This window comes from Pseudomonas sp. (genome assembly GCF_046581935.1).
Classification (GTDB): domain Bacteria; phylum Pseudomonadota; class Gammaproteobacteria; order Pseudomonadales; family Pseudomonadaceae; genus Aquipseudomonas.
The window spans coordinates 32,913-55,458 of the sequence record NZ_JAYGFK010000012.1; the positions used below are offsets into that span (position 1 = coordinate 32,913).

The 22,546-nt window shown below is 56.8% G+C and carries 18 protein-coding genes; 3 read left to right on the forward strand and 15 right to left on the reverse strand.

Going from position 1 to position 22,546, the window contains the following annotated elements; all coding sequences use genetic code 11:
• Positions 1 to 41: 41 nt before the first annotated feature.
• From purF to leuC, 13 genes are all read right to left on the reverse strand, one after another.
• Positions 42 to 1,550: an amidophosphoribosyltransferase gene (gene purF / locus VCA57_RS07940; RefSeq protein ID WP_411184435.1), complete on the reverse strand. Its 1,509-nt coding sequence runs from the start codon at positions 1,548 to 1,550 to the stop codon at positions 42 to 44.
• 45 nt (positions 1,551 to 1,595) lie between these two features.
• Positions 1,596 to 2,150 (reverse strand): CvpA family protein, encoded by a 555-nt coding sequence (locus VCA57_RS07945; protein WP_411184436.1) that lies wholly within the window; start codon positions 2,148 to 2,150, stop codon positions 1,596 to 1,598.
• Positions 2,151 to 2,296: 146 nt separating this feature from the next.
• Positions 2,297 to 2,911 carry an SPOR domain-containing protein gene (locus VCA57_RS07950; RefSeq protein WP_411184437.1) on the reverse strand — a complete coding sequence of 205 codons (615 nt, stop codon included), beginning with the start codon at positions 2,909 to 2,911 and terminating at the stop codon, positions 2,297 to 2,299.
• Positions 2,895 to 4,202, reverse strand: a complete 1,308-nt coding sequence (folC, locus tag VCA57_RS07955) for a bifunctional tetrahydrofolate synthase/dihydrofolate synthase (protein ID WP_411184438.1) — start codon at positions 4,200 to 4,202, stop codon at positions 2,895 to 2,897. The genes VCA57_RS07950 and folC overlap by 17 nt, the downstream gene beginning before the upstream one ends.
• Positions 4,199 to 5,083, reverse strand: a complete 885-nt coding sequence (gene accD / locus VCA57_RS07960; protein ID WP_411184439.1) for an acetyl-CoA carboxylase, carboxyltransferase subunit beta — start codon at positions 5,081 to 5,083, stop codon at positions 4,199 to 4,201. Before accD ends, folC begins: the two co-directional genes overlap by 4 nt.
• Before the next feature lie 223 nt (positions 5,084 to 5,306).
• Positions 5,307 to 5,927, reverse strand: coding sequence for a phosphoribosylanthranilate isomerase (locus VCA57_RS07965; protein WP_411184440.1), 621 nt, complete (start codon positions 5,925 to 5,927; stop codon positions 5,307 to 5,309).
• Positions 5,928 to 6,019: 92 nt separating this feature from the next.
• A complete protein-coding gene (truA, locus tag VCA57_RS07970; protein WP_411184441.1) occupies positions 6,020 to 6,901 on the reverse strand; it encodes a tRNA pseudouridine(38-40) synthase TruA in 882 nt (293 codons plus the stop codon).
• Positions 6,902 to 6,904: 3 nt separating this feature from the next.
• The gene (locus VCA57_RS07975) at positions 6,905 to 9,706 is read right to left on the reverse strand and encodes a FimV/HubP family polar landmark protein (RefSeq protein WP_411184442.1); all 2,802 of its coding nucleotides are present in this window, start codon (positions 9,704 to 9,706) and stop codon (positions 6,905 to 6,907) included.
• A 153-nt stretch (positions 9,707 to 9,859) separates the two neighbouring features.
• Positions 9,860 to 10,870, reverse strand: coding sequence for an aspartate-semialdehyde dehydrogenase (locus tag VCA57_RS07980; RefSeq protein ID WP_411184443.1), 1,011 nt, complete (start codon positions 10,868 to 10,870; stop codon positions 9,860 to 9,862).
• A 145-nt stretch (positions 10,871 to 11,015) separates the two neighbouring features.
• The gene (gene asd, locus VCA57_RS07985; RefSeq protein WP_411184444.1) at positions 11,016 to 12,128 is read right to left on the reverse strand and encodes an aspartate-semialdehyde dehydrogenase; all 1,113 of its coding nucleotides are present in this window, start codon (positions 12,126 to 12,128) and stop codon (positions 11,016 to 11,018) included.
• Positions 12,129 to 12,183: 55 nt separating this feature from the next.
• Positions 12,184 to 13,266, reverse strand: a complete 1,083-nt coding sequence (leuB, locus tag VCA57_RS07990) for a 3-isopropylmalate dehydrogenase (RefSeq protein ID WP_411184446.1) — start codon at positions 13,264 to 13,266, stop codon at positions 12,184 to 12,186.
• 50 nt (positions 13,267 to 13,316) lie between these two features.
• Entirely contained in the window at positions 13,317 to 13,964 is a 648-nt protein-coding gene (leuD, locus tag VCA57_RS07995; RefSeq protein WP_411184447.1) for a 3-isopropylmalate dehydratase small subunit, read from the reverse strand.
• Between the two features lie 10 nt (positions 13,965 to 13,974).
• The gene (leuC, locus tag VCA57_RS08000) at positions 13,975 to 15,402 is read right to left on the reverse strand and encodes a 3-isopropylmalate dehydratase large subunit (protein ID WP_411184448.1); all 1,428 of its coding nucleotides are present in this window, start codon (positions 15,400 to 15,402) and stop codon (positions 13,975 to 13,977) included.
• Positions 15,403 to 15,590: 188 nt separating this feature from the next.
• On the opposite strand from leuC, the gene VCA57_RS08005 reads away from it, so the two are divergent.
• Together VCA57_RS08005 and VCA57_RS08010 are read left to right on the forward strand one after the other, a co-directional pair.
• On the forward strand, positions 15,591 to 16,484 hold the full coding sequence (locus tag VCA57_RS08005) for a LysR family transcriptional regulator (RefSeq protein ID WP_411184449.1): 894 nt from the start codon (positions 15,591 to 15,593) through the stop codon (positions 16,482 to 16,484).
• Between the two features lie 103 nt (positions 16,485 to 16,587).
• The gene (locus VCA57_RS08010; protein WP_411184450.1) at positions 16,588 to 19,887 is read left to right on the forward strand and encodes a PAS domain S-box protein; all 3,300 of its coding nucleotides are present in this window, start codon (positions 16,588 to 16,590) and stop codon (positions 19,885 to 19,887) included.
• A 66-nt stretch (positions 19,888 to 19,953) separates the two neighbouring features.
• Here VCA57_RS08010 and VCA57_RS08015 read toward each other — a convergent pair whose 3' ends face one another.
• Positions 19,954 to 20,400, reverse strand: coding sequence for an Hsp20 family protein (locus VCA57_RS08015; protein WP_411184451.1), 447 nt, complete (start codon positions 20,398 to 20,400; stop codon positions 19,954 to 19,956).
• Positions 20,401 to 20,529: 129 nt separating this feature from the next.
• Between VCA57_RS08015 and VCA57_RS08020 the strand changes: the two genes are divergently transcribed.
• Positions 20,530 to 21,276 (forward strand): SDR family oxidoreductase, encoded by a 747-nt coding sequence (locus VCA57_RS08020; RefSeq protein ID WP_411184452.1) that lies wholly within the window; start codon positions 20,530 to 20,532, stop codon positions 21,274 to 21,276.
• Positions 21,277 to 21,460: 184 nt separating this feature from the next.
• Here the strand turns inward: VCA57_RS08020 and VCA57_RS08025 are convergent, their stop codons facing one another.
• A complete protein-coding gene (locus tag VCA57_RS08025; protein ID WP_411184453.1) occupies positions 21,461 to 22,441 on the reverse strand; it encodes a tRNA dihydrouridine synthase in 981 nt (326 codons plus the stop codon).
• Positions 22,442 to 22,546 lie beyond the last annotated feature (105 nt).

Here is a 22,546-nt window from a genome sequence, read left to right on the forward strand (position 1 = left end):
CCAATCCTCTCACCAGCCCGTCGCAACGGGCTGTGCACAGCTTAGTTGTTGTACAGATCGATAATTGCACTGACGGCCTGAGACTTGACCTTCGAGAGGTCATTACGAGCCTGCTCGATTTTGTTCAGGTAGGCCTCATCGACGTCGCCGGTCACATACTTGCCGTCAAACACCGCGCAGTCGAAATTGTCGATCTTGATCTTCTTGCTACCACTGACTGCCTCGATCAGGTCAGGCAGATCCTGATAGATCAACCAGTCAGCACCAATCAGCTCGGCCACTTCTTCGGTAGTGCGGTTGTGTGCGATCAGCTCGTGCGCGCTAGGCATATCAATGCCATACACGTTCGGATAACGCACCGCTGGGGCTGCCGAGCAGAAGTACACATTCTTCGCACCGGCTTCTCGGGCCATCTGAATGATCTGCTTACAGGTAGTACCGCGCACGATGGAATCGTCCACCAGCATCACGTTCTTGCCACGGAACTCCAGTTCAATGGCATTGAGCTTCTGGCGCACGGACTTCTTACGCGCAGCCTGCCCCGGCATGATGAAGGTACGGCCGATATAACGGTTCTTGACGAAGCCTTCACGAAACTTCACACCCAGGTGGTTGGCCAGTTCTAACGCAGAGGTACGGCTGGTATCAGGAATCGGAATGACCACATCGATGTCGTGCTGCGGACGCTCACGGAGAATCTTGTCGGCCAGCTTCTCGCCCATACGCAGGCGTGCCTTGTACACCGAGATACCGTCCATGATCGAATCCGGGCGTGCCAGATAGACATGCTCAAAGATGCACGGTGCATACTTCGGATTCGCCGCGCACTGACGAGTGAACAGCTTGCCATCTTCGGTGATGTACACCGCCTCGCCAGGTGCCAAATCACGGATCAGGGTAAAACCCAGCACGTCCAGCGAAACACTTTCCGAGGCGATCATATACTCCACACCTTCATCAGTGTGGCGCTGACCGAAGACGATCGGACGAATGCCGTTAGGATCGCGGAAGCCGACAATACCGTAGCCAGTGATCATCGCCACAACCGCGTAACCACCGACACAACGTTCGTGCACGTCGGTCACAGCAGCGAACACATCTTCTTCAGTCGGCTGCAACTTGCCGCGCTGCGCCAGCTCGTGGGCAAATACGTTAAGCAGCACTTCCGAATCGGAATTAGTGTTCACATGACGCAGATCAGACTCGTAGATCTCCTTGGCCAACTGCTCAACATTGGTCAGGTTGCCGTTATGCGCCAGTGTGATGCCATACGGCGAGTTAACGTAGAACGGCTGTGCTTCGGCAGAACTGGAACTGCCCGCCGTCGGGTAACGAACATGACCGATACCCATGTGACCGACCAGGCGCTGCATGTGGCGCTGCTGGAAGACATCACGAACCAAGCCGTTGTCCTTACGCAGGAACAGGCGACCATCATGACTGGTAACAATACCGGCAGCATCCTGGCCGCGGTGCTGGAGGACGGTGAGCCCGTCATACAGCGCCTGATTGACGTTCGATTTACCGACGATACCGACAATGCCGCACATGTGACGCAACCCCTACGTAATGAAACAGGATGATTCTCAATGCACTTACGGCAGCCGAGACTGCAGTAACGCTTCTTTAAACGGTAACTCCACCGGCGTCGTTACGCCGCTGGCAAGCCACTGACTGGACAGCCCTAGAATCAGGTTCTTAGACCAATCTGCAACCATCAGGAAATGCGGCAGAAGTGCTGACTCCTGCCACCAACTGTCTTGCTGAACGGGGGCCAGGCTTATTAAGCCGACTAACACCACGACCAGCAGGCCGCCGCGCGCGGCGCCGAAGACCATACCGAGGAACCGATCCGTTCCCGACAACCCTGTGACCCTGATTAGCTCACCAATCAGGTAATTGACCAGCGCCCCTACCAGCAAGGTGACCACGAATAGAATTGCGCAACCTGCAATCACTCGCGCCGAGGGCGTTTCAATAAAGCCCGCCAGGTGCTGCGACAATGCGCCACCGAACATCCAGGCAACCACACCGGCAATAATCCAGGTAAGTAGAGACAAGGCCTCTTTAACAAAGCCTCGACTAAGACTGATAAGACTTGAAACGGCGACAACGGCGATAATCGCCCAATCGACCCAGGTGAATGCCACGATGCAGGTTACCAACGGGAAAGGCGCTGCATTTTAGCAGAGCACCCGCGCAGTGAGTAAGCAAAGGATTCGCCAACTGCTGAAATGCTTGAGCAGCTTATCCCAGGCCAATACATCAGGCCTGGGCACGCCACAGGATTAACCAATCAGCCGGCTTCAGGCTGAAAACGCACCACAAAACCATTGAGTTTGTGCTGGCGATTGAGCTGATCACGCAGACGATCCGCTTCCGCACGCTCAATCAATGGCCCAACGAACACTCGGTTCATCCCATCAAAGGTGCGGATATAGGCGTTATAGCCCTGACTACGCAAGGTTTTCTGCAGTTTTTGCGCACCATCACCACTAGACAGGCTAGCCAACTGCACCGACCAACTAATTGGCAAGCTGTTGGCATCCAGCTTACTGGAGGCCGCTGGTGGTATAGCAGCAGGCGCACTCGTTGCTGCTAGTGCACTTGCTGCAGCCGGCTTAGGCGCAGTGGCGGGCTCCTCGACTGCAGGAGCCTCAGGCGGCTCCAGACTTTGCGCAGCATCAAGGCCAACCGGTTCATCGGGCAGTATTTGCGGTTCGGGAACGAGCACCGACTGCACCTCGATACTTGGCGCCTCTGGTGCAGCCGGCATCTCAGGTGCATCGACCTGCACCCGACGTGACTCATCTTGACGCGATAACAGCATGGGCAGAAAGATCACTGCCAGCGCCAGCAACACCAGCGCACCGACCATACGCTGCTTCAATCCTTTATCCAGCAAAGCCATCCTGCACGCCCCCATTGGCTTGGCGGGCCAGCCAATCCAGGGCCTCGGCCACGCAATAGAAAGATCCAAACAGCAGTATTTCATCACCATCCACAGCCTGCTCGCATTGCGCCTCGAGCGCAGCCTGCACACTGGCATAGGCCGCAACACTGGCCCCACACTCACGCAAGTGTGCATACAACTCAGCAACCTCACGCGTGCGGCTGGTCGGCAATGGCGCAACCGCCCAACCACCCACTTCGCTTAACAGAGGAGCCACAACGCCAGACAAATCCTTGTCCGCCAGCAAGCCAAACACAGCCAAGCGCTTATCTGGCGATACTCCATTTGCCAGGCGCTTTGTCAGATATTCAGCTGCATGGGGATTATGCCCAACATCGAGCAACAACGTGAGTGACTTGCCACGCCAATTTAGCATTCGACGATCGAGACGCCCGGTCACCCGGGTCTGCAGCAGCGCCTCACGGACAGCCTCAGGCTGCCAAGGCAGCTGCATAAGGGCGTAGGCCTGCAAAGCCAAGGCCGCATTCTCCATAGGCAGATCAAGCAGTGGCAACTGCGTCAGGCGCAGCACTTCGCCTTGCTGGTCACGACCAGACCAAGACCACCCTTGCACATCAACATGCAAGTCATAGTCGCGCCCGCGCAAGAAAAACGGCGCAGCCAACAACTCCACCTGGTCAAGTAGAGGCTTCGGCGGATCAAGATCACCACACAGCGCAGGCTTGCCCGCCCGGAAGATGCCCGCTTTTTCAAAGGCTACGGACTCACGGCTATCGCCCAACCAGTCAGAGTGGTCGATACCAATACTGGTGACTACCGCGATGTCGGCATCCAGCAGATTCACCGCATCAAGCCGCCCACCCAACCCAACTTCGAGCACCAGCGCATCCAAACCAGCCTGCTGAAACAACCAGAAGGCAGCCAGGGTGCCCATTTCAAAATAAGTCAGGGAGATTTCAGCGCGAGCAGCCTCAACCACAGAAAAGGCTTCGCAGAGCATGGCATCACTGGCCTCAACACCAGCAATCTGCACCCGCTCGTTATAACGCAGCAAGTGAGGCGAACTGTAAACGCCGACCTGCAGTTCTTGCGTTTGCAGCAAAGAAGCAATGAAAGCGCACGTCGAACCCTTGCCATTGGTACCGGTGACCGTGATCACCCGTGGCGCAATTTTGCCCAGGCCAAGACGCTGTAGCACTACCCGGCAACGCTCCAACCCCATATCAATGGCGCTGGGGTGCAGTTGCTCCAGGTAGCTCAACCAATCAGCAAGGGAGCGCTCAGTCATGCAGTTGCCGGCAAAGCCACAGGTGATGGCAGTCCCATAAATTGAGCCAACAGACGAGCCAGACGCGAACGCAGCTCGGCACGATGAATGATCATGTCGATAGCGCCGTGCTCAAGCAGGAACTCACTGCGCTGGAAACCTTCCGGCAGTTTTTCACGTACAGTCTGCTCAATCACGCGCGGACCAGCGAAGCCGATCAGCGCACGAGGCTCGGCAACAATGACATCGCCAAGCATAGCCAGGCTGGCAGATACGCCGCCATATACCGGGTCAGTTAGTACCGAAATAAACGGAATACCTTCTTCACGCAAACGCGCCAGTACAGCCGAGGTTTTCGCCATCTGCATCAACGAGATCAGCGCTTCCTGCATACGCGCACCGCCTGATGCGGCGAAGCAAACCAACGGGCAACGCTGCTCAAGGGCTGCATTGGCCGCACGCACAAAGCGCTCGCCAACGATTGCACCCATCGAGCCACCCATAAAGGAAAACTCAAATGCACAGGTAACTACCGGCATACCTTCCAAAGTGCCACGAATAGCAATCAACGCATCCTTCTCACCGGTCTGCTTCTGTGCACCGACAAGGCGATCCTTATATTTCTTGCTGTCACGAAACTTCAGACGGTCGACCGGCTCAAGCTCAGCACCCAGCTCCTCACGCCCCTCTGCGTCCAGGAAAATATCCAGGCGTGCGCGGGCGTCGATACGCATGTGGTGATTACACTTGGGGCAGACATCTAGGGTCTTGGCCAGCTCAGGCTTATACAGCACAGCCTCGCAAGATGGGCATTTGTGCCACAAGCCTTCGGGCACCGAGCTCTTCTTGACCTCGGATCGCATGATCGATGGGATCAGTTTATCTACCAACCAGTTACTCATGCTCTTGACTCCCCAAAGCGGTTATCCGGACGGGCTGCTCTATACGTGAACAGACCTACCGGGAAAATTCATTAGTACTGCCGTTCCAGGGGCCGGTGCATGGCCATTACAGCGCCACCTGTAACACCCGCCACCCTCGAACGACCGTCTGCAGCGTTCTTAAACCCTGCAACAGGGTTATGGACGGCCAACCCAGCAGCGCCGTCACATCCACCCGAACACCTCAGGCAGTCTTTACTGCCTGCATAAATGCGCAAATCTTCTCCGCCCCCTTGATGCCTTTAGCAATTTCCACACCACCACTGACATCAACGGCATAAGGGCGGACGCGCGTAATAGCCTGCGTAACATTCTCAGCAGTCAAGCCGCCAGCCAAGATCACCGGCTTGCTCAAGCCCTGCGGCACCAACGCCCAATCGAACACCTCGCCTGTACCTCCCGGAACACCTGGCACATAGGTATCCAGCAAGACACCACTGGCATTCTTGTAAAGCGCAACCTGCGCGGCGATATCATCGCCAGGCTTGACCCGCAACGCTTTGATATATGGCCGGTGATACCCGTCACAATCAGCCGGGCTCTCATCGCCATGGAACTGCAGCAGATCAAGCGGTACCGCATCGAGGATTTCGCCCAACTCGCAGCGACTAGCATCGACAAATAGGCCTACCGTGGTCACAAAAGGCGGCAAGGCCGCAATGATTGCACGTGCTTGCTGCACCGTAACAGCTCGCGGACTTTTGGCATAAAACACCATACCAATAGCATCCGCCCCAGCATCGACAGCTGCCAATGCATCCTCAATACGGGTAATGCCACAAATTTTGCTGCGTACGGCTGACAACAGGATGACCTCAATTAATTCAGCGAAAGCCGGATGCTAGGTGCTGCTGACACTTATAAGCAAGCTGCGCGACCGCAAAAAATTAGCAACATTTAAGCATCAGCCTTCGCAGCCTCAGCCACAACATCCGGCAAGCCGGAGAGAAAATGCGGCCCAAGATAGCGCTTGGGCAAATCGAACTCTTCAGGGTAATCAACCTGAACCAGGTATAACCCATAAGGATGCGCGGTCACGCCACCGGTGCGGCGCACGCGGGTTTCTAGCACTTCCTGCGCCCACTCAATGGGTCGTTCACCCGTACCGATGGTCATCAGCACACCAGCGATATTGCGCACCATGTGATGCAAGAAGGCATTGGCGCGGATATCCAGCACGATAAAACGGCCGTACTGCAACAACTCCAAGTGGTGCACCGTTTTAATTGGCGACTTAGCCTGACACTGGCGTGCCCGAAATGCACTGAAGTCATGAGTCCCGATAAAGGCCGCTGCAGCTTGACGCATGCGCTCGATATCTAGCGGCCGATGATTCCAGGTCACCTCTTCAGCCATATGCGCCGGACGAATCTGGTCGTTATAAATCACATAGCGATAACGCCGTGCCTTGGCACAAAAGCGCGCATCAAAATGTGCCGGCATCGACTTAGCCCAGGTCACGCTGATATCACCGGGCAGGTTCATGTTTGCCCCCATGACCCAGGCGTGCATGGAGCGCTCAACAGGCGTATTGAAGTGCACCACTTGGGCACTGGCATGCACCAAAGCATCGGTACGCCCGGCGCAACTCAAGGTAACGGGGACGCCACCGGCGACTTTCGCCAGGGCTTTTTCCAGCGACTCCTGAATGGAAGGCACGCCAGCACGTTGCCGCTGAAAACCGCGATAGCGTGAACCTTTGTACTCAACACCAAGGGCTATCTTGAAAACGCCAACGGCAGCCGAGTCGGCTGCCGTTGTAGTAAGACCATCAGACATGTATCAGACCAATTTAGCGATCAGCTCACGCGCTTCTTGTTGCTGACCTTCATTACCTTCAGTGATGACTTCATCGAGAATATCGCGAGCACCCTCGGTATCACCCATATCGATATAGGCGCGAGCTAGATCGAGCTTGGTAGCTGTTTCATCAGTGCCCGAAAGGAAATCAAAGTCATCGTCATTGTCGAGCGCAGCAGTATCAGCGCTTGTCGGCGCATCAAAAGCAGCAGGCTGATCCAGATCATCAGAGAGCAAGTCCAACTCAGCGCTAACCTCATCCAATTGAGCCGCAAAGCTATCACTCGACGGCTGAGCATGCGCTTCATCATTTAATGAAAGATCGAAGTCAGCCGACAAATCGAAGTCATCAGCGGCCTCATCTGCAGGCAGATCAAAGCTTGGCTCGGCAGCAGCTGGCACAGCGGTTGGCTCATCATCGAGGCTCAGGAGGAAATCATCCTCGGCAGCCTCTGCTGGAGTAGCAGGAGCATCCAAATCCAGACTGAAATCAGCCAAATCGTCAGCTGGTGTCAAGCTCGAGCTGTTGCTGTCGTCCAAGCTGAGGGCAAAGTCCAAGTCATCATCTTTATTGCTGGCTTGCTCAATAGGAGAGTTGAAGTCCAGATCATTATCGAGCGACAGGTCATTCATTGAAGATCTGCCACCTGCCGCCTGCAGGTCACGATCCAGCTCGGATTCAAGATCATCCAGACTCAAGTCAAATGCATCATCCTGATCGCCATTAGCAGGCTTAAGCGCTGGCTCATCCAGCGTCAGATCATCAAGACTGAAGTTATCAAAGTCATCCTCAGCAGCCGCTGCAGCCGCAAAACCGGCACTGCCAGCAGCAACCATTGCCGGATACTTGGCCTTGATCTGGTCGATTTCAGCCGCGCTACCACCAATTTCACGCAGTTCATTGTCTTGACGGGCGAAACCATTACGATCACCCATCTCGGCATAAACCTCCATCAACTTCAGGCGCAGATCACTGCGCTGAGGCTCATCATTGATGGCGGTCTGCAGCAACTCGGCAGCCTGAGGGAAGCGGCCGTAGGCGATATAGATATCCGCCTCACCCAGTGCATCAGCGGTTTGCGCGGTAACACGCTCCTCACTCGGCGCTTCTGGATCTAAGTTGCCCAAATCATCATTCAAACCGGCAAAGCTGTCATCAGACAGATCCAAGTCAGCGCCCAACCCAGAAGGTGCATTCTCAGCAGCCAGGTTTTCCTGCAGCTCAGCTTCCTTGAGAGCGTTACGACGAGACAGCATCATTAACGCAACAAGCAGCACCAGCAGCGCACCGCCACCAGCAATACCCAGCAGCATTGGATTAGCCAAAACATCGTCAAAGGCGCCGCTCTCAGCAGCAGGCTCTGCAACAACAGGAGGTTCAACGACAGGGGTAACTGGCGCAGGCGCAGGCTCAGGTGCAGCAACAGGCACGGGCTCTTGCGCTGCTGGCTCAGCAGCTGGCTCTTCGCTGTAATTGAAATCAGGCTCTTCTGCCGCAGGTTCAACAGGGGCTGGAGTGACGACTGGCTCTTGTGGTGCTACTGCCGGTGCCGGAGCTGGCTCTACCGGAGTTTCAGCAGTAACCGGTGCTTCGGGAGCAGCAACAGGTGCAACAACTGGAGCCTTACCTTGCGCAGCTAGATCAGCCTGCAGCTTGGCCATTTGATCATCTTTCAATTGAATAAGACGCTGCAGTTTGTCGAGTTGGCTCTGCAGATCCGTCATGCGGCCTTTCAGCTCGTCGTTTTCGCGGCGACTGGAGTCAAGGCTCTCCTGGGTAACGGCCAACTTATCGGACAGAGCCTTGCTGTTGGCAGAACCCTTGTCGCTGCCTGCAGTAGCTTTGCCGCTATCGGCAGCAACCAGTTTCAGGCTGTCACTAGCCTCAACCTTCGCAGGCGCTACTGCAGCACTGGTGCGTTTGGTTGCATCTAATTGGCGGGTGCTGGCAGCAATACTGCGGCCTTCACGCCATGCTGCATTCTGCTCAGCAACCTGGGCAATCGCCTCGCCTTGAGCGCGACTTTTGACCTGCTGTTGATCAGGAAGACGCAGCACCTGACCGCTTTTCAGGCGGTTGATGTTGCCACCAATAAAGGCATCCGGATTCAGATCCTGAATCGCCAGCATGGCCTGATGCACGCTACCACCGGCGCGGGCGCGCTGGGCAATTTCCCAGAGGGTGTCATTGGCCGTGGTTTTGTATTCATTGCCTTCCAGTGGTTTGGCAACTGGGGCGGCTACGGGGGCTGGGGCCACACCTGAGGCCGAACTAGCAGGTTTGCTTGCGACAGATACAGGACGCGGGGCGGGAGTTTGGATTCGTGGCGCAGGTGTAGCGACTGGTAGTTGCGCGGCGGCAGGAACAACACTTTGCGGGGTGTACAGTGGCGGATCGAGCAGCACCGTGTACTCACGAAGCAAACGGCCACTGGGCCACAACACTTCAACCAGGAAGTTCAGGTAGGGCTCACGCATCGGCTTGCTGGACGTGACCCGAATGACACTTTTGCCATTGGGTTTAAGTACCGGGGTAAATTTAAGATCGGTCAGAAAGTACTGACGATCTACGCCCGCCTTAGTGAACGCTTCGGGAGATGCCAGGGTCGGAATAACCTCATTGGAAGCCAGGTCTCGCACTTCCAGCAACTCGATCTCAGCGACCAATGGCTGATTGAGCGCTGATTGCAGGGTAACCTCACCCAACCCCAGCGCGTGCGCCATACCGGATGACAGCGCCGAAGCGGCTGCAATTGCCAGCACCAGTTTGCGAACCCGAACCATAGCGTTATCCCTTGTTTTTTCTTTTTTCTCGACAAGCGAGAGGATCTTGAAAATTGCTGCCTGTTACACCCTAAGGTGTGTCCCCATTCAGCAATCAACTCAGCCAGTATTGCCAAGCTCGAAAGATTCTTCAAATTTCTAGGTAAGTATCTTTTACAGATAGTGTTTTATCAACAACTCGGCTATTTGCACAGCATTCAGCGCGGCGCCTTTTCTCACGTTATCAGACGCAATCCACAAATTGAGTTCGGCAGAATCATCCAAACCGCCGCGCACACGCCCCACATAGATGACATCCTGGCCGACAGCATCGCCCACCGCAGTCGGATAATCGCTCAGCTCAACCAACTCCAGCGCCGGCGCAGCCTCCAATGCGGCATAGATCTGTTGAAGATCAATAGCTGATTGCGCCTGCAACGAAACACTCAAACTGTCGCCAAAAAACACAGGGGCCTGAATGCAGGTCACTGCAACCGGCAGTTGCGGCAAGCCCAGCAATTCCTTTATTTCGCCAGCTATTTGCCGCTCCAGCGCGGTATGTCCATCGCTAGCGGTCGACTCAACCTGCGCCAGCAGATTGAACGCCACTTGCCGATCAAACAACCGAGGTTCAAGCGCACGACCATTGAGTAATTCAGCCGTTTGCCGCGCCAGCTCGGACACTGCCTCACGACCACGACTGGAGACAGCCAAGCAAGCGGTCACCGTCAAACGTTGGATATTGATCGCGCTAGGCAGCGCCGCCAGCACAGAGGCCAGCGCGATACCGGGAGCGCTAGGGCTGGTTAATAGGCAGGGAGCGGCAAGGTTTGCCAGCGCTTGCGAATTGACCTCTGGAATAACCCGCGGTGCCTGCGCAGCAGGCAAACCACTGGCCAAGTCGATGACCGCACAACCGGCAGCACTCGCCTGAACCGCATATTTCTGCGTTACCTTGCTGCCAGCAGCAAAGAAAGCCAGGCGCACGGTGGAGAAATCAAAGGTTTCAAGATCACGTACGCGCAGGTTCTTGCCTTTATAAGACAAGGAGCGCCCGGCTGACTCACCGCTGGCTACCAGATGCAGATTGGCCACCGGGAACTCGCGCTCCTCTAGCAGCTGCACCAGGGTTTCGCCAACGCTGCCGGTGGCACCAATTACGGCAATATCAAAAGTACGGGTCATGACAAGGCTCGAGGAAATAAGCCCAGCACTGTATAGGCGCACCCGCCAAATGCAAAGGAGCGAACTGCTGAGCGCTCGATTTGATTCGAACACCCAACAGCCCGCTCCTCTTAGATAGCTAGCGCTACTTACCAGCGCTGCGCGATCAACGCTCCAACAAAATTCGCAGCATGCGGCGTAACGGCTCCGCCGCACCCCACAACAACTGGTCACCGACAGTGAACGCACCCAAGTACTGCGAGCCCATGTTGAGCTTACGCAGACGACCGACCGGCACACTCAAAGTACCTGTCACCGCAGTCGGACCCAGTTCACGGATGCTTGCTTCACGCTGATTTGGCACCAGCTTGACCCATGGATTGTGCTGACTGATCAAGCCTTCGATATCCGCCAGCGGAACATCTTTGTTCAGTTTGATGGTCAGCGCCTGGCTGTGGCAACGCATGGCGCCGATGCGCACGCAAAGACCGTCGACCGGGATCGGGTTCTTGAAACGGCCGAGAATCTTGTTGGTTTCCGCCTGGCCTTTCCATTCTTCACGGCTCTGGCCGTTCGGCAGTTCCTTGTCGATGTAGGGGATCAGGCTGCCGGCCAGCGGCACACCGAAATTGTCGACGGGGAACGACTCACCACGCATGGCTTCAGCCACTTTGCGGTCGATATCCAGAATGGCGCTGGCAGGATCTGCCATTTCATCAGCCACCGAAGCGTTGATCGCCCCCATCTGCTTGATCAGCTCGCGCATGTTCTGTGCGCCGGCACCAGATGCCGCCTGATAGGTCATAGCACTCATCCACTCAACCAGACCGGCTTCGTAGAGGCCACCCAAGGCCATCAGCATCAGGCTGACCGTGCAGTTGCCACCGATGTAGTTCTTGGTGCCAGCATCCAGTTGCTGGTCGATCACCTTGCGGTTGACCGGATCGAGCACGATGACCGAGCTATCGTCCATGCGCAGCGACGAGGCGGCATCGATCCAATAACCCTGCCAGCCGGCTTCGCGCAGCTTGGGAAAGACTTCATTGGTGTAGTCGCCGCCCTGGCAGGTCAGGATCACGTCCAGACTTTTCAGCTCGTCAATGCTGTAGGCATCCTTCAAAGGTGCCGTTTCCTTGCCAATCGCCGGGCCTTGGCCCCCGACATTGGACGTAGTGAAGAACACCGGTTCGATCAAGTCGAAATCCTGCTCTTCCAGCATGCGTTGCATCAGCACAGAACCTACCATGCCGCGCCAACCGATCAGACCTACACGTTTCATAACCACTACACCTATATAAGCTGACCGCCGGAGACTGTCCGGCGGGCCAGAAAGATTACAGACTGCGCAACGCTTCGACTACCGCATCACCCATAGCCGCCGTACCGACCTTGGTCGTACCCGCGCTGTAAATGTCGCCAGTACGCAAGCCCTGATCCAGTACTTTGCTTACAGCCAACTCAATGGCATCAGCCGCAATCGACTGGTTAAAGCTATAACGCAGCATCATCGATACCGAGAGGATGGTCGCCAACGGGTTGGCAATGCCCTGCCCTGCGATATCCGGTGCGCTGCCGTGGCACGGCTCGTACATGCCCTTGTTGTTGGCATCCAGCGAAGCGGACGGCAGCATGCCGATGGAGCCGGTCAGCATCGACGCTTCATCCGACAGGATGTCGCCAAACATGTTGTCGGTAACCATCACATCGAACTGCTTCGGCGCGCGCACCAGTTGCATGGCGGCGTTGTCGACGTACATGTGGCTGAGCTCAACGTCTGGGTAATCCTTGGCCACTTCAATAACTACGGCACGCCACAGCTGGCTGGAGGCCAGCACGTTGGCCTTGTCCACCGAGCAGAGTTTTTTGCCACGTACGCGGGCCATATCAAAGCCGACGCGGGCGATCCGGCGGATTTCGCTCTCGCTGTACGGCAGGGTGTCATAGGCCATGCGCTCGCCGTTTTCCAGCACCTTGCTCTCGCGCGGTTGGCCGAAATAGATGCCTCCGGTCAGCTCACGCACGATAAGGATATCCAGACCGGCAACGATTTCCGGTTTGAGGCTGGAAGCCCCAGCCAACTGCGGATACAAAATCGCCGGGCGCAGATTGCCGAACAGCCCCAGCTGCGAACGAATCTTCAGCAGGCCGCGCTCAGGACGAATGGCAGGATCAATCGCATCCCACTTCGGGCCACCGACAGCGCCCAAAAGAATCGCATCGGCCGCTCTGGCGCGGGCCAGGGTTTCGTCAGCCAACGGCACGCCGTAACGGTCGATAGCCGCGCCACCGAGGTCATCGAAGCTCAGCTCGAAACCCAGGTTGTACTTATCGTTGGCCAGGGTCAGCACCTTGACCGCTTCGGCCATGATTTCCGGACCGATACCGTCGCCGGGGAGAATCAGAATCTGCTTGGACATGCTTTTCTCAACTCATTATTCGGCGAGTGACGGATGCACTCGCCCGCTGATTACTTGATTGCGCCGAACAGCCAAGGGCTGCGCTGCTGATAAGTGCTTTCAAAAGTCTTGATCGCATCGCTGTCCTGCAGGGTCAGGCCGATATCGTCCAGACCATTGAGCAGGCAATGCTTGCGGAAGGCATCGACCTCAAAGCTGTACTGCACACCATCCGGACGGGTCACGGTTTGCGCGGCCAGGTCGACGGTCAGTTGATAGCCAACTGTGGCTTCCGCTTGCTGGAACAGCGCATCGACCTCCTCTTCCTTGAGGATGATCGGCAGTAGACCGTTTTTAAAACTGTTGTTGAAGAAGATGTCGGCAAAGCTCGGCGCGATGATTGCGCGGAAGCCGTACTCTTCCAACGCCCATGGCGCATGCTCACGGCTCGAACCACAACCGAAGTTCTCCCGCGCCAGCAGCACACTGGCACCTTGGTAACGCGGGAAGTTCAACACGAATTCCTGGTTAACCGGGCGTTTGGAGTTGTCCTGATTGGGCTGGCCTACATCGTGATAACGCCATTCATCGAACAAGTTAGGGCCAAAACCAGAACGCTTGATCGACTTCAAAAACTGCTTGGGGATGATCTGGTCGGTGTCGACGTTGGCGCGATCCAGTGGAGCGACCAAGCCGGTATGTTGAGTAAAAGCCTTCATCGTCAGCTCCTTAGGCCTGGATCAATTCGCGCACGTCGATAAAGCGACCGGTCACTGCCGCCGCTGCGGCCATCGCGGGGCTGACCAAGTGGGTACGCCCACCGGCCCCCTGACGGCCTTCGAAGTTACGGTTAGAGGTGGACGCGCAATGCTCGCCGTTGCCGAGTTTGTCCGGGTTCATCGCCAAGCACATGGAGCAGCCCGGCTCACGCCATTCAAAACCGGCCTCGATAAAAATCTTATCTAGCCCTTCTTTCTCTGCCTGGGCTTTAACCAGACCAGAACCTGGCACCACCATCGCCTGCTTGATGGTCGCGGCAACCTTACGGCCCTTGGCCACTTCAGCGGCGGCGCGAAGATCTTCAATACGCGAGTTAGTGCAGGAGCCGATAAACACGCGATCCAGCTGGATGTCAGTAATCGCCTGATTGGCCTGCAAGCCCATGTACTTCAAGGCGCGCGTGATCGAATCCTTCTTCACCGGATCGTTTTCAACAGCTGGGTCCGGCACGTTCTGATCGACGGCCAAAACCATTTCTGGCGAAGTACCCCAGCTGACCTGCGGCTTGATGTCTTCGGCTTTCAGCTCTACTACGGTATCGAAAACAGCATCCGCATCGGACACCAGGTCCTGCCACTGCGCCACAGCATTGCTCCAATCCGCACCTTTCGGGGAGAACGGACGACCCTCGACGTAAGCGATGGTTTTCTCATCCACCGCCACCAAGCCAACACGAGCACCGGCCTCGATAGACATGTTGCAGATGGTCATGCGCCCTTCCAGCGACAGATCGCGAATAGCGCTACCGGCGAATTCCAACGCGTGGCCGTTGCCGCCTGCGGTGCCGATCTTGCCAATTACAGCTAACACGATGTCCTTGGCAGTGACGCCGAATGGCAACGTGCCTTCGACGCGCACTTGCATGTTTTTCATTTTCTTCGCCACCAAGCACTGGGTCGCGAGCACGTGCTCGACCTCGGAGGTGCCGATACCGTGGGCCAGCGCGCCGAATGCGCCGTGAGTGGAGGTGTGCGAGTCACCGCAGACCACGGTCATGCCCGGCAAGGTCGCACCCTGCTCTGGGCCAACCACGTGAACGATGCCTTGGCGCACGTCGTTCATCTTGAACTCGAGGATGCCGAAGTCATCGCAGTTTTCATCCAGGGTTTGCACCTGAATACGCGAGACTTCATCAGTAATGGCCTCCAGACCGCCCTGACGTTCGGCTTTGGTGGTCGGCACGTTATGGTCCGGAGTGGCGATGTTGGCATCAATGCGCCACGGCTTACGGCTAGCCAGACGCAAGCCCTCAAAGGCCTGCGGCGAGGTCACTTCATGGAGGATATGCCGGTCGATGTAGATCAGTGACGAACCATCGTCACGACGTTTTACCTCGTGCATTTCCCAGAGCTTATCGTAGAGCGTTTTGCCAGCCATCAGCTTTCCCTCATCAGCGTGTTTCTATGCCTGGGCGAATAGCCCTTTGGCTTATGTGACAATCGTATGGGCTTGCTTGAAATTACTCAAATTCATATTTTTCATTCAAAGAATTCCAAACGGGAATACAGTTAGGTTACAACTGCGACTCTCTCAAACACTTAGCACTCGCTGCCAGGACTCACCGCATGGATCTCGCCACCCTCAATGCATTTATTGCCATCGCCGAGCTGGGTAGTTTTTCCGAGGCAGCGGAGCGTTTGCACCTGACTCAACCAGCAGTGAGCAAGCGCATCGCCAGCCTGGAGCACCAGCTTAATGTGCGCCTGTTCGACCGCCTGGGCCGCGAAGTCAGCCTGACCGAGGCCGGGCGCGCCCTGCTACCGCGTGCGTACCAGATTCTCAATGTGCTGGATGATACGCGCCGTGCGCTGACCAACCTGAATGGCGAGATAAGCGGTCGCCTGACCCTGGCCACCAGTCACCATATCGGCCTGCATCGCCTACCACCGCTACTGCGCGCCTTTACTCGGGCGCACCCGCAGGTGGCGCTGGATATTCAATTCCTCGACTCGGAGGTGGCCTATGAAGAAGTGCTGCATGGCCGCGCCGAGCTGGCGGTGATCACCCTGGCCCCGGAAACCCGCGAGCCAGTGCATGCCGTGGCGGTGTGGGACGACCCACTGGATTTTGTCGCTGCCCCCGAGCACCCCCTGGCACGTAATGGTGCAGTCAGCCTGACAGATGTTGCGCACCATCCGGCGGTATTCCCCGGTGGCAACACCTTCACCCACCACATCGTACGCCGCCTCTTCGAGACTCAAGGGCTAACGCCGAACATCGCCATGAGTACCAACTACCTGGAAACCATCAAGATGATGGTCTCCATCGGCCTGGCCTGGAGCGTGTTGCCGCGCACTATGCTCGACGAACAAGTGGCGAGGTTGCCATTACCTGGCATTCAACTGACCCGCCAACTGGGCTATATAAGCCACACCGAGCGCACCTTATCGAATGCCGCACGGGCCTTTATGAACCTGCTCGATGCCCAACGCGACGGCCTTGCACTAGCAAGCGAGTAAGGGCTAACGTGGGTCTATAACGATAAAAAAGGTTTCTGCATGATTCCGTTTAGTTGCTCAGCCAACTGCCACGAAACCCACGCTTATAAAGGAAGAGTTGCTCGTGGCCGAACCCAGTGATCGCAACCCTCCACTGCCGTTTATCCCAGCATCAGATCCCACCGAATTTGAAAGCACCTGGGATGATGCTCCACGCCTGCTACGTGCACTCAACGGTGCCAACCTCGGCACGTGGTACTGGGACATCGAAAGCGGCCGGGTCAGTTGGTCACGCGGAGCACAGGCCTTATTCGGTCTTGACCCGACCCGCCCACTGCGAAAACAGATTGACTACATCGAACTGATCCCCACTGAAGATCGCGCCGAAGTCCTCAAGCTATTCGAACAGTTACTCGCCGGCAACCCAACCAACCGTGCCTTTAGCCATCGTATTCTCTGGCCTGACGGCAGCCTGCATTGGCTGGAAATCAGCGGCAGCTTGCAGCTGGATGCCGATGGCAAACAGCGAGTAATAGGTGTAATCCGCGACATCACCAGTCAGCAAGCCAAGGAACAGGCACTGCGTAGCAGTGAGGATAAGTTCGCCCAAGCCTTCAACCACAGCCCAGACGCGCTAGTGATCACCGATAAGGCCAGCGGCCGCTTTATTGAAGTTAACGCAGGTTTTGAACGCCAGTTTGGTTGGACCAGCGCGCAAGTTATCGGCCGAACCTCGCTAGAGATGAACCTCTGGGAGCGTCCGGATGATCGCCAGCGAATGATGGACGCCATAAAAAACCGTGCACTAAGCGGACTGAAAGTGTCGCTTTACCATCGTGATGGTAGCCTCCTTTACAACCAGCTATTTGGTGGCGAAATCACCCTGGAGGGCAAAACCTGCCTGGTACTTTCGCTGCGCGACATAACCCAGCAACGCGCTCAAGAGCAGGCATTAAGAGACAGCCAAGAACGCCTCAATCTAGCGCTGGACTCAGCAGACCTAGGCACGTGGGACTGGCATATACCCAGCAATATGCTGTTCGGCTCGGCCCGCGCCTCGAAATTGCAAGGCCTCGAAGAATCCCCCTTTCATGACGACTTCCGCAAATTCTTTAATTTCGTGCCACGGGAAGATCGCCATGCCATGCGTAAGCACTTCAATGACCTAGCCCAGGGCCTGACCGAGGATTACCAAGTCACCTATCGAGCGATCCACGCCAACCAGGAGGTGCACTACCTTGAGAGCACCGCCAAGCTCTACCGGGATGCCAATGGCAAGCCCGAGCGCATGGCTGGAATTCTTATCGATATCAGTGAGCGTGTACTCAGAGAGCAGAGCCTGACCGCCTCGGAAGCCAAATTTGCCAGCCTATTCCAAGCCAGCCCTGACCCAATCACGCTGACAACGCTACCAGACGGCCTGACCTTAGAGGTCAACTCCAGCTTTAGTCAGACCTTTGGCTGGCAACCAGAGGAAGTGGTCGGGCGCAAGATGACCGACCTGCAATTTTGGGCGGATCTGAATCAACGCAACCGCCTAGCAGGGAAACTTAAACGCAACCAAATGCTGCACAACGAGGTGGCGGACTACCGCGATAAAAAAGGCGGCATCATCACCTGCGTGGTTTCTTCACGGGTTGTGCTTGTTAGCAACCAACGCTGCATTCTGACCACCTTTCGCGACATCAGCGAACGGCAGAAAGCCCAAGCACAATTGCAGGCCAGCCAAGAGAAATTCGCCCTGGCATTTCACTCAAGCCCAGACGCCATCACCATTACCGAGCGCGACAGTGGCCGCTATATCGAGGTCAATGACGGCTTCTGCCGGCTGACCGGCTACAAAGCAGAAGAAGTCATTGGTTGTAGCGCCATGAAGCTGAACGTCTGGGCTGACATGTCAGAGCGCCAGCTTATGATCGAACGGCTTATGCGCGACGGCCATGTCTACCACATGGAGATGCACGGTAAACACCGCGACGGCACGATCAAGCTGGTCGAGGTATCGGTCGAACCCATTGAGCTCGACAACACGCCCTGCCTGTTGCTAACCGCACGGGATATCAGCGAGCTAAAAAACGCCCAAGCCCAAGTGCAACACCTGGCCTACCATGACTCGCTGACCAACCTGCCCAATCGCGCCTTGCTGCTCGACCGCCTGACCCAACAGATCGCCCTGCTCAAGCGCCACGATCTACGCGGCGCACTGCTGTTTATCGACCTTGATCACTTCAAACACATCAACGACTCACTCGGCCACCCGGTGGGTGATGCCGTGCTCAAGCTGGTGACTGCACGTTTGGAAGCCAGCGTGCGCCAGGAAGACACCGTGGCACGCTTAGGCGGCGATGAGTTTGTTGTGCTGATTTCGGGCTTGGAAGGCAAACGCTCAGCAGTGGTCAGCCAGGTTCGCAGCCTGGCGGAAAAACTCCGCAACCTGCTGGCAGAACCGATGCTGCTTGACGGTCAACAACTGCAAGTCACGCCAAGCATCGGTATTGCGCTGATCCCCGACCATGGCAATACCCCATCAGATTTGCTCAAACGAGCCGATATCGCGCTCTACCGAGCCAAGGACTCCGGACGTAACTGCATCCAGCTATTCCGAGACACCATGCAAAAAGCGGCCAGCGAACGCCTGCGTATGGAGAACGACCTGCGTCTGGCCCAGGCACGCGGCGAGTTTGAACTGCACTTTCAACCCCAGGTCGACGCCCGCAACAACCGAATCATCGGCGCTGAAGCCCTACTGCGCTGGATGCATCCAACACTGGGCGCGCAATCACCGGCACTGTTTATTCACATTCTTGAGGAAAGCGGGTTGATTCTCGAAGTCGGCGGTTGGGTGCTCGCTGAAGCCTGCCACGCCTGCGCACAACTGCTTCAACAGGGCATGGTCGACGCCGCGCAGTTCAGCTTGTGCGTGAATATCAGCCCACGACAGTTCCGTCAGAACAACTTTGTTGAGCGAGTAGAAAGCTGCCTGAACAACAGCCAACTGCCACCGAAGATGCTCAAGCTGGAGATCACTGAAGGCATCGTTATCCAGAATATCGACGACACGATTGCCAAAATGAACCGACTAAAGCGCCTCGGCGTAACCTTCGCCATGGATGATTTCGGTACTGGCTACAGCTCGCTGACCTACCTCAAGCGCTTACCGGTGGATGTACTGAAGATCGATCAATCCTTCGTGCGCGATGCCACCCAAGATGCCAACGATGCCGAGATCATCCGCGCCATCATTGCCATGGCACGCAGCCTGGGCCTAGACATGATTGCCGAGGGGGTTGAGCAAACCGAACAGTTGGCGTTCCTGCAGCAACAAGGCTGCCACCACTACCAAGGCTATCTGTTCAGCAAACCGGTACCGCTGGAGCAGTTTCGTCAATTGCTACACGACAACTGTAGATCGACGAGCCGGTAAAACAACCAGAGCACCCGCAGGTGCTCTGGTTGGTAACGTAAGGCTGCCTCGAGCAGAGACGCGCTCTTAGCTCTGCAGCACAGTGCGGCTCGCGCCGATCGGGATGCGCTTGGCCTTGGCCTCTTCCGGTACGATGCGCAGCAAATCGATATTCAGCAGGCCGTTGACCAAACTGGCTGCCTTGACCTCGATATGGTCGGCCAACCGGAATGACAGTTTGAACGCTCGCTGAGCGATGCCTTGATACAGGTAGGTGACGTTCTCGGCGCTGGCTTCACGCTTGCCGCCACTCACGGTCAGCACACCGCGTTCGACTTGCAGCTCCAGGTCGTCTTCCTGAAAGCCAGCAGCGGCGACAACGATGCGGTATTGGTCGTCTGCGTACTTTTCGACGTTATAAGGTGGGTAGCTGCTGCCTGCCTCGTTGCGCATGGCCGACTCGAACAAATCGTTAAAACGGTCGAAGCCAACGGACTGACGGAACAGTGGGGTCATGGAAAATGCGGTGCTCATGGATAAATCTCCTGAATTTCAGCGAGTGATTAAGCGCAGGACCCGACTTCGGCATCCCACATCACTGAAAATGTGGTTACTCAGGTAGATTTCAAGCCTTCGGTAAATTTTTTACAGGGAGAATGCGTAATGACCAAAGTCATGTTGATTACCGGCGCCAGCCGCGGCATCGGTGCCGCTACCGCCAGACTGGCTGCTACCCAGGGCTATACGCTCTGCCTGAATTACCAACGCCAGCGAGCGACAGCTGACGCACTGGCAGAGGAAATCATCGCAGCCGGCGGTCAGGCCATCACCGTGCAGGCTGACGTAGCAGACGAAAGCCAAGTCTTGCAGCTATTCGCCCACATCGATCAGCGCTTTGGCCGTCTCGATGTGCTGGTCAACAATGCCGGCATACTGGAAACCCAAATGCGCCTGGAGCAGATGGAGCTGGCGCGCTGGCAACGGGTGTTTGCGACCAATGTGTTTGGCAGTTTTCTCTGCTGTCGCGAGGCGATTAAACGCATGTCGACGCGCCAGGGCGGCAACGGCGGTGCCATCGTCAACCTGTCATCGGCGGCCGCACGGCTTGGCTCACCCGGCGAGTACATCGACTACGCCGCCGCCAAAGGCGCAATCGACAGCATGACCCTAGGCCTGAGCAAAGAAGTGGCAGCGGATGGCATTCGCGTCAACGCGGTGCGCCCCGGCGTGATTGCCACTGAAATTCACGCCAGCGGTGGTGAGCCGGAGCGCGTTGCGCGGGTCAGCCAGGGCGTGCCCATGGGCCGTGGCGGCCTGGCCAGTGAAGTGGCCGAAGCTATTCTCTGGCTGGCCAGTGAGCAGGCGTCCTATACCAACGGTGCGCTACTGGATGTCAGCGGCGGGCGCTGAGAACCTATTTACGATCTGCTGCGCGTCGGCCCTGCTGCGTTAAAAACAGGCTCGGATGCGAGCCCAGTCGGAATGCTCATGTACAACAGCACACTTGCGGACGAGCGCAGTCCGCTTCCTCGCCTGTTTTTGCCTTACATGACTCTAGCTCGCGAGATCGTAAACAGGTTCTAAGGGGAAACGCTCAGGCGCTGGCCTGTTCGACGCACCCGGAGTCGAGAAAGTCGATACCGAGCAGGGCATCGATACGCATGCAGTCGCTCTCGCGGCGCAGCAAGTTGAACAGCTCGGTGGCTTCCGGATAGCTGCGGGTCAACATAGCCAACCATTGCTTGAGCCGCCCTGGCGCATAGCGTGGCGATATTTTGCGCCGCGCCTGCAGCCAGAAGTCCGCCAACAGCGGCTGCAACTCTGCCCAACTCATGGCCACCACCACCTGCCCGGCCTTGGCGGCGGCAATCTGCCGAGCCAGGTCGGGGCGTGCCACCAGGCCACGGCCAAGCATGATGTCTTCGACGCCACTGACCTCGCGACAACGCCGCCAGTCATCCAGCGTCCAGATCTCGCCATTGGCGAACACCGGCACCTTAACTGCATCCTGCACCCGCGCCACCCACTCCCAATGCGCCGGCGGCTTATAACCTTCGACCTTGGTCCGCGCGTGCACCACAATTTGCGCCGCGCCACCCTCAGCCAAAGCCTGAGCGCACTCCAGGGCATAGTCCTTATGGTCAAAACCTAAGCGCATTTTCGCCGTTACCGGGATCGCCACCGGCACTGCGCGGCGCACCTCGCGGACGATGGCGTGGAGCAACTCGGGCTCTTTGAGCAATACCGCGCCACCACGGGACTTGTTTACCGTCTTGGCAGGACAGCCAAAATTGAGGTCGATAACGGGTGCGCCCAACGTGCAGGCAAAGGCAGCGTTATCGGCTAAACAAGCGGGATCAGAACCCAGAAACTGCACGCGCAGCGGCGTGCCCGCTGCCGTTTGCGCACCGCTGAATAGCTCAGGCGCGAGCTTCTGGTAGGTGCTGGCGGGTAATACCCGCTCAGTTACCCGAATAAATTCCGTCACGCACCAATCAATACCGCCCACTCGGGTCAGTACATCGCGAAGGATTTCGTCGACCAACCCCTCCATCGGGGCCAGGGCGATTTGCATAAGTCAGCTCTCGAAAAGTTGCCGGGAGCAATAATTGACGTTGCACAGCAACGGCCCCGGAGGGGTGGCCGCCATGGATGGCGGACCACAAAAAACGCCGCGTAG